Annotated in this window: 10 protein-coding genes; all 10 read left to right on the forward strand. The window is 49.2% G+C overall.

The window, feature by feature from the left end:
* Nucleotides 1–90: 90 nt before the first annotated feature.
* A complete protein-coding gene (gene tyrS, locus DW949_RS03535) occupies nt 91–1,347 on the forward strand; it encodes a tyrosine--tRNA ligase (protein WP_118021906.1) in 1,257 nt (418 codons plus the stop codon).
* A gap of 246 nt (nt 1,348–1,593) precedes the next feature.
* Nucleotides 1,594–5,346 (forward strand): DNA-directed RNA polymerase subunit beta, encoded by a 3,753-nt coding sequence (rpoB, locus tag DW949_RS03540; RefSeq protein ID WP_118021907.1) that lies wholly within the window; start codon nt 1,594–1,596, stop codon nt 5,344–5,346.
* Nucleotides 5,347–5,375: 29 nt separating this feature from the next.
* The gene (gene rpoC / locus DW949_RS03545; RefSeq protein ID WP_118021908.1) at nt 5,376–9,623 is read left to right on the forward strand and encodes a DNA-directed RNA polymerase subunit beta'; all 4,248 of its coding nucleotides are present in this window, start codon (nt 5,376–5,378) and stop codon (nt 9,621–9,623) included.
* Between the two features lie 243 nt (nt 9,624–9,866).
* On the forward strand, nt 9,867–10,112 hold the full coding sequence (locus DW949_RS03550) for a ribosomal L7Ae/L30e/S12e/Gadd45 family protein (RefSeq protein ID WP_118021909.1): 246 nt from the start codon (nt 9,867–9,869) through the stop codon (nt 10,110–10,112).
* Between the two features lie 80 nt (nt 10,113–10,192).
* Nucleotides 10,193–10,564 (forward strand): 30S ribosomal protein S12, encoded by a 372-nt coding sequence (gene rpsL / locus DW949_RS03555; protein ID WP_118021910.1) that lies wholly within the window; start codon nt 10,193–10,195, stop codon nt 10,562–10,564.
* Nucleotides 10,565–10,619: 55 nt separating this feature from the next.
* Nucleotides 10,620–11,090: a 30S ribosomal protein S7 gene (gene rpsG, locus DW949_RS03560; protein WP_059075692.1), complete on the forward strand. Its 471-nt coding sequence runs from the start codon at nt 10,620–10,622 to the stop codon at nt 11,088–11,090.
* A 33-nt stretch (nt 11,091–11,123) separates the two neighbouring features.
* A complete protein-coding gene (gene fusA, locus DW949_RS03565) occupies nt 11,124–13,196 on the forward strand; it encodes an elongation factor G (protein ID WP_118021911.1) in 2,073 nt (690 codons plus the stop codon).
* A 31-nt stretch (nt 13,197–13,227) separates the two neighbouring features.
* Nucleotides 13,228–14,421, forward strand: coding sequence for an elongation factor Tu (gene tuf, locus DW949_RS03570; RefSeq protein WP_113855078.1), 1,194 nt, complete (start codon nt 13,228–13,230; stop codon nt 14,419–14,421).
* Between the two features lie 308 nt (nt 14,422–14,729).
* The gene (rpsJ, locus tag DW949_RS03575; RefSeq protein WP_059076088.1) at nt 14,730–15,041 is read left to right on the forward strand and encodes a 30S ribosomal protein S10; all 312 of its coding nucleotides are present in this window, start codon (nt 14,730–14,732) and stop codon (nt 15,039–15,041) included.
* A gap of 14 nt (nt 15,042–15,055) precedes the next feature.
* The gene (gene rplC, locus DW949_RS03580) at nt 15,056–15,694 is read left to right on the forward strand and encodes a 50S ribosomal protein L3 (RefSeq protein ID WP_118021912.1); all 639 of its coding nucleotides are present in this window, start codon (nt 15,056–15,058) and stop codon (nt 15,692–15,694) included.
* The last annotated feature ends 23 nt before the right edge of the window (nt 15,695–15,717 follow it).

Consider the following 15,717-nt stretch of genomic DNA (forward strand, 5'->3'; position numbering starts at 1 on the left):
TTTTCTATTCGATTTGGTTTGACGGACCGGGCCGTGTAGTCTATAATGAATAATTAGAACACAATCCTACGAAGATAAGGAGCCGATTCCATGAATATTATTGACGAACTGACTTGGCGTGGAGCCATCAATCAGATGACAGAAGAAGAAAATCTCCGCAAATTGACTGACGAAAAGAAAATTTCTCTGTATTGCGGCGTCGATCCTACTGGTGACAGTCTTCATATAGGACATCTTATTCCCTTTATGATGCTGAAACGGTTTGCCCTCCAGGGCCATCATCCGTATATCGTCATCGGCGGCGGTACCGGTGCTATCGGCGATCCCAGCGGCCGTAAGACGGAACGCAAGCTGCAGACGATGGAAAAAATCCATGATAATGCCGAAAAATTGAAAGCCCAGTTTACGCATCTTTTTGGCGATGATGAAAACATTACGTTCGTTAATAACTTTGACTGGCTGTCCAAAATCAGCCTTCTTGATTTTCTACGTGATTATGGTAAGCTATTCCCAATTAATGTCATGCTCGCAAAAGAAGTCGTAGCCAGCCGTCTGGAAGCAGGTATTTCGTTTACGGAATTTACCTATCAGATTCTCCAGGCTGTCGATTATGAACATCTGTACAGCAAATATGACGTACAGCTCCAGGTTGGCGGTGCGGATCAGTGGGGCAATATTACGGGCGGTATCGATATGATCCGCAAGATGCATGGCGGCAATACACCGGTATATGCACTGACGATTCCGCTCATGCTCAAATCGGATGGCACAAAGTTCGGCAAGACCGCAGGCGGAGCTATCTGGCTTGATCCGGAAAAGACATCGCCCTTTGAATTCTATCAGTTCTGGCTTAATCAGGACGATGCCGATGTCGTCAAGTACCTCAAATACTTTACATTCCTCGGCAAGGAAGAAATCGATGCTCTGGCGGAAGCCGTGGAAAAGGAACCGGAAAAACGTCTGGCCCAGCGCCGTCTGGCAGAAGAAGTTACCCGGTTCGTACATAGTGAACAGGCTCTCAAAGAAGCCCAGAACATCACAGAAGCCCTGTATCACGGCAGCATTGCAGACCTTACGGAACATGAACTGGAACAGGCCTTCGGCAAGATGCCGACTGTCGATGTGACGAACGAAGAAAAAGATGTTGTCAACTGGCTGGTTGATTCGACGATTTATTCGTCCAAACGGCAGGCCCGTGAAGATATCACCAATGGTGCTGTTACAATCAACGGCGTCAAAGTGACCAGCCTTGATGAAATCGTACGGCCTCACAAAAATTCGAACGGCAAGTATGTCATTGTCCGCAAAGGCAAGAAAAAATACACGCTGGCAAAAATCAGCAAATAAACAGGATGAAAAAAATAAAAATTACATATTGACGGAAGTGACTCCATGTGCTATAATAACTCATTGCAAAATGTTCAATTTGCGAGTATGCTATTTGTGAGATACATGGAGGAACTGCTTCCGGTTAACAAAAATTAAGCAAGGTTCAGTCTATTCTTGATATGGAGCCTTGCTTTTTTGTCGCTTTTCGCAAGTTTCACACACTTTCATTGGTGGTTTAGTTTTTATAAGGGGTGAAGTAACAGCATGTTCAAACCTGTACAAGTTGGGAAAAGGACCCGCTATACGTATGCGAAAATCAACGAAGTCTTGAAGATGCCCCATTTGCTGGATTTACAGATTAAATCCTACGAATGGTTCTTAGAAAAGGGACTCAAAGACATATTCAGGGATATTTCGCCGATTGAAGACGCTGCGGGGAATTTATCCTTATCTTTTGAAGATTTTAAATTAGGGGAACCGAAGTACGATATCCGTGAATGCAAGGAACGGGATACGACATATGCCGCACCGCTCCGCGTCCAGATCCGTCTCGTCAACCATGTGACCGGCGAAATCAAGGACCAGGAAGTATTCATGGGCGACTTCCCGCTGATTACTGATACAGGTACGTTTATTATTAACGGCGCAGAACGTGTTATTGTCAGCCAGCTTGTCCGCTCACCAGGTGTGTACTATGGCCGTGAAATCGACCCCATGGGCATCCGTCTGTACAATTCGACGGTCATCCCGAACCGCGGTGCCTGGATTGAACTGGAAACCGATGCCAATGATATCGTCTATGCCCGTATTGACCGTAACCGTAAGATTCCCGTGACGGTACTTATCCGCGCTCTTGGCTGGTCCACTAACGCCGATATCCTCGATCTTTTCTATGATGATAAACGCCTCAAAGCTACGTTTGAAAAGGATACGACAGAATCTCAGGATGAAGCTCTTGTAGAAATCTACAAGAAACTCCGTCCCGGTGAACCGCCGACAGTAGAAAGTGCCCGCAATCTTTTCGAAGGGTTGTTCTTTGACTCCCGCCGCTATGATATGGCCCGCGTAGGCCGCTATAAAGCCGGTAAGAAACTGGGCTGGGAACGCCGACTTTTTGGCCAGACACTCCACGAACCGATTGTCAATCCGGAAACAGGGGAAATCATTGTCGATGCCCATACGACTATTGGTTCACAGGAAGTTGAAAAAATCCGTGAAAGTGGCGTTTTCCACCGCGAAATTGCGGAAGATGCCCCGGCTGGCGATGGCGGCGGCCTCGTCGAAGCCTTTGTTGAAAAACAGGATGGTTCCGTATATAAGATTATCTGCAACAATAGCAATCTCCCGTATGAACATCGTACGATTACCAGAGAAGATATTATCGCCAATATCGATTATCTCCTCAATCTGATGGATGGGTTCGGCACTGTCGATGATATCGACCATCTGGGCAACCGCCGTCTGCGCTGCGTCGGAGAATTGCTGCAGAACCAGTTCCGTATCGGCCTTACCCGTATGGAACGGGTAGTCCGTGAACGCATGACTATCCAGGATTCGGAACAGATTACGCCGCAAGTATTGATTAATATCCGGCCTGTCGTAGCCGCTATTAAAGAATTCTTTGGTTCCAGCCAGCTGTCCCAGTTCATGGACCAGACGAATCCTCTGGCTGAACTGACACATAAACGCCGTCTGAGCGCCCTTGGCCCTGGCGGTTTGTCCCGTGAACGCGCAGGCTTTGAAGTCCGCGACGTTCATCATTCCCATTACGGCCGTATGTGCCCGGTAGAAACACCAGAAGGTCCGAACATCGGTCTGATTTCCTCACTGGCCTGCTTCGGCAAGGTTAATGAATTTGGTTTCATCGAAGCACCATACCGCCGTGTAGATAAAGAAACACATGTCGTTACCGACGATGTACACTATATTACAGCTGATGAAGAAGAACAGTATATCATTGCACAGGCTAATGAACCGCTGACGGAAGACGGTCATTTCGTACACGAACGTGTTGCCTGCCGTCATGGTGAAGATACTCGTGAATTCCGTGCCGAACGGGTCGATTTCATGGACGTATCGCCTAAGGAAGTTGTATCCGTTGGTACGTCTATGATTCCGTTCCTGGAAAACGATGATGCGAACCGTGCCCTCATGGGTGCCAACATGCAGCGTCAGGCTGTACCGCTCCTCCGTACCCAGGCACCGCTCGTCGGGACGGGGATGGAATATAAAGCCGCCTGCGACTCCGGCGTCTGCATCCTGGCCAAACATGCCGGTGTCATCAAACGGGTTACGGGTGATGAAATCATCGTCAGCACCGACAGCGGTACGGAAGACAAATATCGTCTGATCAAGTTCGTCCGTTCCAACCAGAGTACATGTATCAACCAGCGCCCCCTCGTCTATAAAGGCGAACACGTAGAAGAAGGCCAGGTACTGGCTGATGGCATGGCTACGGATGGCGGCGAACTGGCTCTTGGTTACAATATCCTCGTTGCGTATATGCCCTGGGAAGGCTATAACTACGAAGATGCGGTTCTTCTGAGCGAAGATCTGCCAAAGAACGATTTATATACATCTATCCACATTGAAGAATACGAATGCGATGCCCGCGATACCAAACTGGGTTCCGAAGAAATTACCCGTGAAATACCGAATGTCAGTGAAGACAGCACGAAGAATCTTGATGAAGACGGTATCATCATGGTCGGTGCCGATGTATTCCCGGGAGACGTCCTGGTAGGTAAGGTCACGCCGAAAGGTGAAACCGAACTGACACCGGAAGAACGGCTCCTGCGCGCTATTTTCGGCGACAAGGAACGGGAAGTCCGCGATACGTCGCTGCGTGTACCTCATGGCGAATCTGGTAAGATTGTGGATGTACGGATTTTCTCCCGTGAAAATAACGATGAACTGCCGCCAGGCGTCAACCGCCTCGTCCGCGTATACATTGCCCAGAAACGTAAGATCCATGAAGGGGACAAGATGTCCGGCCGTCACGGCAATAAAGGTGTCGTTTCCCGCGTCATGCGTCAGGAAGATATGCCTTTCCTGCCAGATGGCACACCGGTACAGATCGTACTGAATCCGTTAGGCGTACCGTCCCGAATGAATATCGGACAGGTATTGGAAACTCATCTGGGCTGGGCTATGCATGAACTGGGACTGCAGATTAAAGCCATGGATCCGACACTGGAAGGCAAACTGCGTGCTGCCGGCTATGATTATGATAAATACGGCATGCCGAAACCGGATAAAGCCGGTATCCACATTGCTACGCCGGTATTTGATGGTGCTCATGCAGAAGACGTGTTTGAAGCCCTGAAATTGACCGGTCTTCCTGAAGATGGGAAATCCGTCCTCTATGATGGACGTACAGGGGAACCGATGGACCGCCGCGTTACCGTCGGTTACACATACTTCCTCAAACTGCATCACCTCGTCGATGATAAGATCCATGCCCGTTCGACCGGCCCGTACTCTCTGGTTACCCAGCAGCCTCTTGGTGGTAAAGCACAGTTCGGTGGCCAGCGTTTCGGGGAAATGGAAGTCTGGGCTCTTGAAGCCTATGGTGCTGCCTATACCTTGCAGGAAATGCTGACCGTCAAGTCTGACGATGTCGTTGGCCGTGTCAAGGCTTATGAAAAGATTGTCAAAGGCGAAAACATTCCGGAACCGGGTGTTCCCGAATCATTCAAAGTACTGCTGAAAGAATTGCAGGCTATTGGTCTGGATGTCCAGATCCTCAATGAAGACGGAGATGAAGTCGTCATCAAGGAACTGGATGATGAAGACGATGTCGAACCGGAACAGAATGATGATCTGCGCCGCGTCATGGAAGGGGAACATGAAGGAGAAAATAATGCTCCGACGGAAGCTCCTGCCGATGATGCAGCCGATACCAGCGATGATGAATATGTCAATGCCGGTGAAGAAGATGACATCATGAGTGGCATGACGTATGAAACCGTCCCGGGAGAAGATAGCACGGATGATGAAACTAATGAAGATGAATAATTGTCACTATAGAGAAGGGAGCGGTATTTGTGCTGGATGTGAATGAATTTGATTCAATGCGGATTGGTCTGGCATCACCGGAAAAAATCCTGGAATGGTCTCATGGCGAAGTCAAAAAGCCGGAAACAATCAATTACCGTACGCTGAAACCGGAACGGGACGGCCTGTTTTGCGAACGCATCTTTGGGCCGACCAAGGACTGGGAATGCCATTGCGGCAAATATAAACGTATTCGTTATAAAGGTGTCGTCTGCGACCGTTGCGGCGTTGAAGTAACCCGCGCCAAAGTCCGTCGCGAACGGATGGGTCATATCAAATTGGCTACGCCGGTTTCTCATATTTGGTATTTTAAAGGTATTCCGAGCCGGATGGGCCTGATTCTCGATATCTCGCCCCGTTCTCTGGAAAAAGTACTGTATTTCGCTTCCTTTATCGTTCTCGACCCGGGCGATACGCCGCTGGTCAAGAAACAACTGCTGACTGAAACGGAATATCGCCAGTATCTGGATATGTATGGCGATAAATTCCGCGTTGGCATGGGAGCTGCTGCTGTCAAAGAACTCCTTCAGGAACTGGATCTGGATCAGCTCGATAAGGATTTGCGGGAAGAATTGCGCGATTCGTCCGGTCAGCGCCGTGTCCGTGCTATCCGCCGTCTGGAAGTCGTAGAAGCATTCCGCCATTCCGGAAATAAACCGGAATGGATGATTATGGATGTCATCCCGGTCATTCCGCCGGAACTGCGCCCGATGGTACAGCTCGATGGCGGCCGGTTTGCTACATCGGACCTGAACGATCTTTACCGCCGTGTCATCAACCGTAATAACCGTCTGAGCCGTCTGTTGGAACTGGGGGCGCCGGATATTATCGTCCGTAATGAAAAGCGTATGCTCCAGGAAGCCGTCGATGCGCTTATCGACAATGGCCGCCGCGGCCGTCCTGTTACCGGCCCGGGCAATCGTCCTCTCAAATCTCTTTCGGATATGCTGAAAGGGAAACAGGGCCGTTTCCGTCAGAACCTCCTCGGTAAACGTGTTGACTATTCCGGCCGTTCCGTTATTGTTGTCGGACCGGAACTGAAAATGCATCAGTGCGGTTTGCCGAAGGAAATGGCACTGGAACTGTTCAAGCCTTTCGTCATGAAGAAACTCGTGGAAAAAGGCATTGCTACCAATATCAAAAATGCCAAGAAGAAAGTCGAACGGGTCAGCAACGAAGTATGGGATGTCCTCGAAGATGTCATCAAGGAACATCCGGTTCTCCTCAACCGCGCCCCGACGCTTCATCGTCTGGGTATCCAGGCTTTTGAACCGATTCTCTGGGAAGGACGGGCTATCAAACTGCATCCGCTGGTCTGCACGGCATTCAATGCTGACTTCGATGGGGACCAGATGGCCTGCCACCTGCCCCTTTCTGTGGAAGCCCAGTCGGAAGCCCGTACGCTCATGTTATCGGCACACAACATCCTGGCTCCGAAAGATGGCAAGCCTGTTGCCGTTCCGACACAGGACATGGTTCTTGGTGCTTACTATCTGACTCTGGTCAAACCGGCTGCCAAAGGCGAAGGCAAAATTTTCTCCAATTATGATGAAGTCATGCTGGCTTATGATGCCAAGGCCATTGATATCGAAGCACTCATCAAAGTCCGGATTCCGGGCCATGGCCTGATTGAAACGACGGCTGGTAAACTGTTATACAACTATCAGATTTATGAACCACTGCGTTTGTTCCATACGGACAAAGTCATGGTATTCACCAATCCGGAAGATACGGTATTTGCGTATGAAAATGGCCTCATCGATACGACACATTTTGTCAAGATCAAGGATAGTGAAGGCCGTATCCTGGATTACGGTTTTTCCGCCCTTAAAGAAAAATTTGGCGTCGATCTCCTGAAAACCCGGCCGCTTCCGGCGCGTAAAGTGGATAAAGAAGCTGTTGCGGAATTCAAGAAAGATAAAGAATACGTCGATGTCAACTGCCTCGGCGTTCTCATGAACAAAAAGCAGATAGGCAAACTCGTCGATGCCTGCTTCCATCTCGTAGGTAACACGAAGACAGCCGAACTGCTGGATAACATCAAGGCAATCGGATATCATTATGCACGTCAGGCCGGCATGTCTATCGCTATTTCGGATATTCAGATCCCGGCTGAAAAATGGGATATCCTTGATGCCGCTGACAAGCAGGTACAGAATGTATCCAAGATGTACCTACGCGGTCTTATTACGGAAGACGAACGGTATCGCAAGACCTGCTCCATCTGGGAAAAGGCAACCGACGACGTTACGGAAGTCATGATGGATAACATGGACCCGTTCAATTCTATCTTCATGATGGCTGACTCCGGTGCCCGTGGTAATAAACAGCAGATCCGTCAGGTCGCCGGTATGCGTGGCCTGATGGCTGACCCGTCCGGACGTATCATCGACTTGCCTATTAAGGCGAACTTCCGTGAAGGCTTGTCCGTATTGGATTACTTCACATCATCCCATGGCGCCCGTAAAGGTCTGGCCGATACGGCATTGCGTACAGCTGACTCGGGTTATCTGACCCGTCGTCTTGTCGATGTTTCCCAGGATGTCATCGTCCGTGAAGAAGACTGCGATGTCTTTGGTATCGATCTGGTGCGTGAACGGGCCCGTCTGGCTGGTTCCACCCGTCAGGCTGTCGCCCTCATGGCAGATAAGATTATCGGCCGTGTACTGGCTGCTGATATCATCGATGCTGGTACCGGAGAAGTCATTCTGCCGGAAGGACACGTCCTCACCACAGACGATATGGATGAACTCGTTGCTCATAAAGTACCTAAGTTATCTCTCCATGGCAGCCAGCTCGACATCAATGATGATATGAATCACACCAATGTCATTGAAAATGTCTATCTTGGTGCGCCGGAAGAAAGCATCCGTGCTTCCCTGCGCCAGGCTATGATTGAAAATATGCTCGGCAAATCTGTCGAAGAAGCCGTCATCGACTCCTGTGGCACAGAAATATGCCCGGCTGGCACTCCGCTCACAGAAGATGCAATCGACCGCATCCTGAGCAGTGATGTCACGGAAGTAAAAGTACGTAACAACGATATCCGTGGCGTCTATGTCACAGCCATCGTAGAAGGTAATGGCATTATCGAACCGCTGGAAGACCGGATTGAAGGCCGTACGGCAGCGGAAACACTGATCAACAAAGATACAGGCGAAGTCATCGTGCCGCTTAACGAAGAAATCATGGCAGACCAGGCGAAGGAAATTGCCAAGTATTATGATAAAGTCAAGATCCGCAGCGTCCTGACCTGCCGCAGCCGCTATGGCGTATGCGCTAAATGCTACGGACGCGACCTGGGTACCGGCGGCAAGGTCAACGTCGGCGAATCGGTTGGTACTATCGCAGCCCAATCCATCGGTGAACCGGGCACGCAGCTGACTATGCGTACATTCCATACTGGTGGCGTTGCTTCTGCTGGTGATATCACACAAGGTCTGCCCCGTGTCGAAGAATTGTTTGAAGCCCGTAAGCCGAAAGGCAATGCTATTATTACGGAAATCGACGGCACCGTTTCCATTACGGAAAAAGAAGATCATCATGATATCAACATCGTTCATGTCCTTTCCAAAGATGGGGAAGAACGGAGCTACACGATTCCCTTCGGTTCCCACCTGGTTGTTCATGAAGGAGATGTCATCGAAAAGGGCAGCCGTATTACGTCCGGGTCCATCAATCCTCACGATATCCTGCGTATCCAGGGAGTAGAAGCAACCCAGCGGTACCTCGTATATGAAGTACAGAAAGTTTATAAGTCCCAGGGCGTTGGCATCAACGATAAACACATCGAAGTCATCGTGCGCCAGATGCTGCGCAAGATTAAGATTGAAGATGCTGGCGATGCCGATGTATTGCCGGGCGATTATATCGACGTCAATGTCTTTGAAGACATGAACAAGCGCATCGAAGCAAATGGTGGCAAACCGGCTATGGGCAAGCCTATGCTGCTGGGCATTACCAAAGCAGCTCTGGCTACGGATTCTTTCCTGTCGGCCGCTTCTTTCCAGGAAACGACACGCGTCCTTACCGATGCAGCCATCAAAGGTAAGATCGATCCGCTTCTCGGCCTCAAGGAAAATGTCATCATTGGCAAGTTGATCCCTGCCGGTACAGGCATGAGCCGGTACCGCAAGGTAAAAGTTGTCAAGACGGTTCCTACTGTGGAATACGAAGATGAAGATGGCAATCCCATTGACATCCAGCCAGAAGATACCACACCGGAAGCCGGACATTAAGATCATATAAAAAAACATCACATGAAGAATAATCAACGTCTTCATGTGATGTTTTTTTTACCCCGTTTTACGCAAGCTATATATACCAGATGGCATAATTATTGAACCACACGGCACTGTGTAATAATAGATGGCTTATTTTACGAAAAATACATTGACATCGAAATAGGGGAATGATAAAATATCTAAGTGTCGCAATGCAAGTCGTGCGACCAAATTGTATGTCTTAAGGAGTGATGTTTCGTGAGCTTGGAATCGCTCGGTACAGCCAGAAAGACGGTTGGTGCCAAACAGACGCTGAAAGCAATGAAACGAAACGAAGTCACACAGCTGTATGTTGCCAATGACTGTGACGAACAGGTGGCAGCACCATTGCTTACGCTGGCTGCTGAGATGGGTATTGCCGCAGACCGCAATTATACGATGGCGGAACTGGGGCTTGCCTGCCGGATAAAAGTCGGGGCTGCGGCTGTTGGACTGCTCAGCTGATTCTGGTAACATCATCCTGAAGCTTATGCTTCATTGATGATTACATTATAAATCTAATTGTTTGGAGAGGAGGTGCCCACATGCCAACAATCAACCAATTGGTTCGTAAAGGTCGTCAGGTCGCTATCACAAAATCGACAGCACCGGCTTTGAAAAACTGCCCGCAGAAACGTGGTGTCTGCACCCGTGTATACACGGCTACACCGAAAAAACCTAACTCGGCTCTGCGTAAAGTTGCCCGTGTCCGCCTGACGAACGCTATCGAAGTAACTGCGTACATTCCTGGCATTGGTCACAATTTACAGGAACATAGTGTTGTTTTAATCAGAGGCGGTCGTGTCAAAGACCTTCCTGGTGTACGTTATCACATCGTCCGCGGTGCTCTGGATACAGCTGGTGTATCCGACCGTAAACAGTCCCGTTCCAAATACGGTGCTAAAAAAGGCAAATAAGATTTGCTGACTCAGATGAAAAGATAACCTGCATGATATAAAGGAGGAATTAGACATGCCAAGAAAAGGCCCAGTGCCGAAGCGCGATGTGCTGCCGGATCCGGTGTACCATTCCAAATTGGTAACGCGCTTCATCAACAAAGTAATGCTGGACGGCAAAAAAGGTGTCGCTGAATCCATCGTTTATGATGCATTCGACATCATCCGTTCCAAAATGAATAAAGAACCGTTGGAAGTTTTTGAACAGGCTCTCAACAATGTTATGCCTGTCCTGGAAGTACGTGCCCGCCGTGTTGGTGGTGCCAACTACCAGGTACCTGTCGAAGTACGTGCTGACCGCCGCCTGTCCCTCGGTATCCGCTGGACAGTTGGTTACGCCCGCAAACGTGGCGAACGTACGATGAAAGAAAAACTGGCTGCTGAACTGATGGATGCATTCAACAATACCGGTGCTGCTGTCAAGAAGAAGGAAGATACGCACAAGATGGCCGAAGCCAACAAAGCTTTCGCTCATTATCGCTGGTAATTTAGACTATTTACATGAGGAGTGGAAAAAATCGTGGGTAGAGAATTTCCTTTGGAAAAAACGAGAAATATTGGTATCATGGCTCACATTGATGCCGGTAAAACCACGACAACAGAACGTATCCTTTTCTACACCGGCCGTGTTCACAAAATCGGCGAAGTCCACGATGGCGCTGCTACCATGGACTGGATGGCCCAGGAACAGGAACGTGGTATCACCATCACGTCTGCTGCTACGACGGCCCATTGGAAAGGATATCGTATCAACATCATCGATACTCCGGGGCACGTTGACTTCACTGTGGAAGTTGAACGTTCTCTGCGTGTACTTGACGGTTCTGTTGCTGTTTTCTCTGCTAAAGGCGGCGTAGAACCGCAGTCTGAAACGGTTTGGCGTCAGGCAGAACATTATCATGTTCCCCGTATCGCATTCGTCAATAAGATGGATACGACCGGTGCTGACTTCCTTAACGTTGTTCAGATGATGAAAGATCGTCTCCAGGCCAACGCAGTTGCCGTTCAGCTCCCTATCGGTGCTGAAACAACGTTCCGCGGTATCATCGATCTCATTACCATGAAAGCTGAAGTATATGATGATGCTCTTGGTAAAGAAATTGAAGTCGTCGATATTCCTGAAGATGAATTAGACGAAGCAAAAAAATATCATGATATCATGGTTGAAGCTGTATGCGATACCGATGAAGATCTCATGATGAAATATCTCGAAGGTGAAGAAATCACCATCGATGAACTCAAAGCGGCTATCCGAAAAGCTGTCTGCACGAACAAACTGTTCCCGGTACTTTGCGGATCTGCTTACAAAAATAAGGGTATCCAGATGTTGCTCGACGCTGTCGTAGACTACATGCCGAGCCCGCTCGATATCCCGCCTGTAAAAGGTACAAATCCGGATACGGAAGAAGAAGAAACTCGTGAAGCCTCTGACGACGCTCCGTTCTCGGCTCTGGCATTCAAAATCATGGCCGACCCGTTCGTCGGGAAACTGGCATTCTTCCGTGTATATTCCGGTACTCTCGAAGCAGGTACTTATGTATACAACTCCACGAAGGGCAAAAAAGAACGTGTAGGCCGTATCCTGCGTATGCACGCTAACCATCGTGAAGAAGTATCCATCGCTTATACTGGTGATATCGGCGGTATCGTTGGTCTGAAAGATACGACGACCGGTGATACACTGTGCGATGAAAAACATCCGATTATCCTCGAAAAGATGGAATTCCCTGATCCGGTTATCTCCGTTGCCGTTGAACCGAAGACGAAAGCTGACCAGGAAAAAATGGGTATCGCCCTTGCCCGTCTGGCTGAAGAAGATCCTACCTTCAAGGTCAAAACTGACGCTGAAACAGGCCAGACTATTATTTCTGGTATGGGCGAATTGCATCTGGACATCATTGTTGACCGTATGTCACGCGAATTCAAAGTTGCCTGCAATGTAGGTAAACCGCAGGTTGCTTATCGTGAAACAATCCGCAAAGATGTCAAAGCACGTGGCTTCTTCAAACGTCAGTCCGGTGGCCGTGGTCAGTATGGCGATTGCTGGCTGGAACTGATTCCGCAGGAACAGGGCAAAGGCTACGAATTTGAAAACAAAGTCGTTGGCGGTGCCATTCCTAAAGAATATATCGGTTCTGTCGAAGCTGGTGTCAGAGAAGCAATGGAAACAGGCGTTCTTGCCGGCTTCCCGATGGTAGATATCAAAGTCGTTGTATATGACGGCTCGTATCATGAAGTTGACTCCTCGGAAATGGCCTTCAAGATTGCTGGTTCCATGGGTTTCAAAGATGGTGCTAAAAAGGCTGATCCGGTTCTCCTTGAACCGTATACAAAAGTCGAAGTCGTCGTTCCTGAAGAATACATGGGCGATGTCATCGGCGACCTCAACTCCCGCCGCGGTCGTGTAGAAGGCATGGAAATGCGCTCTGGCGCAGAACATATCAATGCTTTTGTTCCGCTGGCAGAAATGTTTGGCTACGCAACGGATCTGCGTTCCAAGACGCAGGGCCGTGGTGTTTATACGATGACCTTTGACCACTACGAAGAAGTTCCTAAGAACGTAGCGGAAAAAGTTATCAGCGAAAGAGGCTAAAAATTCTAAATACGCATTGGAGGAAATGCAAATGGCTAAAGAACATTACGAAAGAACCAAACCGCATGTTAACATTGGTACCATTGGTCACGTTGACCACGGCAAAACTACGCTGACGGCTGCTATTACGAAGGTCCTTTCCGAAACGGAAGGCTGCAAAGCTCAGTTTGAAGCATATGCTGATATCGATAAGGCTCCGGAAGAACGTGAACGTGGTATTACGATCAACACGGCACACGTCGAATATGAAACTCCGACCCGTCACTATGCACACGTTGACTGCCCGGGGCATGCTGACTATGTCAAGAACATGATCACCGGTGCTGCCCAGATGGACGGCGCTATCCTCGTCGTATCCGCTGCTGACGGCCCGATGCCCCAGACCCGTGAACACATCCTCCTGGCCCGCCAGGTTGGTGTACCGGCTATCGTTGTATACCTCAACAAAGCTGACCAGGTCGATGATCCGGAACTGATTGAACTCGTAGAAATGGAAGTCCGCGATCTTCTCACTTCCTACGATTTCCCTGGCGACGATGTACCTATCGTAGTTGGTTCCGCCCTCAAAGCGCTGGAAGGCGATCCTGAAGCCGTACAGTCCATCAAAGACCTCATGAAAGCCGTTGACGAATACATCCCGACTCCGGACCGTCCGACAGACAAACCGTTCCTGATGCCGGTTGAAGACGTATTCACCATCACCGGCCGTGGCACCGTTGCAACGGGCCGTGTTGAACGTGGCACGATTAAAGTCGGCGACCCCGTAGAAATCGTTGGTCTGGCAGATCAGCCGAAAGATACGGTAGTAACAGGCGTAGAAATGTTCCGTAAGATCCTGGATCTGGCAGAAGCCGGCGATAACATCGGCGCACTGCTCCGTGGTATCGACCGTAAAGAAGTAGAACGTGGCCAGGTACTGGCAAAACCGGGAACGATTCATCCGCACACGAAATTCAAAGCACAGGTATATGTCCTGACGAAAGAAGAAGGCGGCCGTCATACCCCGTTCTTCAACGGCTATCGTCCGCAGTTCTACTTCCGTACAACGGACGTAACGGGCGTAATCCAGCTGCCGGAAGGCACAGAAATGTGCATGCCTGGCGATAACGTCAAAATGGACGTTGAACTGATCACACCGATCGCTATTGAAGCAGGTCTGCGCTTCGCTATCCGCGAAGGCGGCCGTACAGTAGGCGCCGGCGTTGTTTCCGAAATCGAAGGCTAATCCCTTTATATAGGAAGAAACGTAAAAAACATCTGCAGCAAATGCTGCAGATGTTTTTTTATGAATAAAGGAAATAACATCTATGCAGAATCGGTCAGAAAGCGCATAAAACGGGGCTAAAACGCAGGAAAAATCCTTGCATCGCTGCCCGAATTGTAGTATGATAAGTAAGTACGCGACAACAGGGTATCTCTGTCTATCTATGTTGCGACGCGTCGAAAACAATGAAATAGGATGTTGCCCGCACGGCGGGGAAACTCCTATGGAGCAGTCTATTCGACGAAATGGACGTTAGGAGGAATTACGTAATGGCAAAACAGGAAAGAATCAGAATTCGCCTCAAAGCGTATGATCACAAGATCCTGGATCAGAGCGCGGCGAAAATCGTCGATACGGCGAAACGGACAGGTGCAATGGTATCCGGCCCGATTCCGCTGCCGACGGAAAAGAACATCTTCACGATTCTGCGTTCCCCACATGTTAACAAAGACTCTCGTGAACAGTTCGAACTGCGTACGCACAAACGCTTGATCGATATTCTCGAAGCATCGAACAAAACCGTTGATGCACTCATGAGACTCGATCTCCCGGCTGGCGTAGACATTGAAATCAAATTATAGGAGGAGGTGCGATTATGTCTAAAGCTATTTTGGGTAAAAAACTGGGAATGACTCAGATCTTCACTGAAGAAGGCGCAGTCGTCCCTGTTACAGTCGTTGAAGCATCCCCGAACGTAGTTGTCCGTGTAAAGACTGTTGACACAGACGGATACAACTCCATTCAGATCGGCTATGGCGACATCAAAGAAAAACATCTGACGAAACCTGTAAAGGGTCAGTTCGACAAAGCAGGCGTTACACCTGTTAAGTATCTTCGCGAATTACGTCTCGATGATACGCCGGAATATACGGTAGGCCAAACTCTGGCAGCTGATATTTTCGCAAGCGGCGATCTCGTCGACGTAATTGGCACCAGTAAAGGTAAAGGTTTTGCTGGTACGATTGAACGTCACGGTTTCCACCGCGGACCTATGGGTCACGGCTCCAAATCTCACCGTGAACCGGGCTCCCTCGGACCTATGACCAGTGGTGGCGGCGGTAAAGTCGTCAAAGGTAAAAAACTTCCTGGACAATATGGTGGCAATCAGGCTACTGTTCTTCGTCTCTCTGTCGTAAAAGTCGATATGGACAAGAACCTGATCCTGATCAAAGGTGGTATCCCGGGTGCCAAGGGCAGCCTTGTCATGATTCGTGACACCGTAAAACCCCGCTAATAGTTGTCATACAGGAAGGAGGA

Origin of the sequence: Megasphaera sp. AM44-1BH, assembly GCF_003467125.1 — a bacterium.
In the GTDB taxonomy this organism is placed as follows: domain Bacteria; phylum Bacillota; class Negativicutes; order Veillonellales; family Megasphaeraceae; genus Megasphaera.

Bases quoted from the DNA above. Each gene is read 5' to 3' on its own strand.
- tyrS (WP_118021906.1), top strand. From the start codon at position 91: ATGAATATTATTGACGAACTGACTTGGCGTGGAGCCATCAATCAGATG.
- rpoB (WP_118021907.1), top strand. From the start codon at position 1,594: ATGTTCAAACCTGTACAAGTTGGGAAAAGGACCCGCTATACGTATGCG.
- rpsL (WP_118021910.1), top strand. From the start codon at position 10,193: ATGCCAACAATCAACCAATTGGTTCGTAAAGGTCGTCAGGTCGCTATC.
- rpsG (WP_059075692.1), top strand. From the start codon at position 10,620: ATGCCAAGAAAAGGCCCAGTGCCGAAGCGCGATGTGCTGCCGGATCCG.
- tuf (WP_113855078.1), top strand. From the start codon at position 13,228: ATGGCTAAAGAACATTACGAAAGAACCAAACCGCATGTTAACATTGGT.
- rpsJ (WP_059076088.1), top strand. From the start codon at position 14,730: ATGGCAAAACAGGAAAGAATCAGAATTCGCCTCAAAGCGTATGATCAC.
- rplC (WP_118021912.1), top strand. From the start codon at position 15,056: ATGTCTAAAGCTATTTTGGGTAAAAAACTGGGAATGACTCAGATCTTC.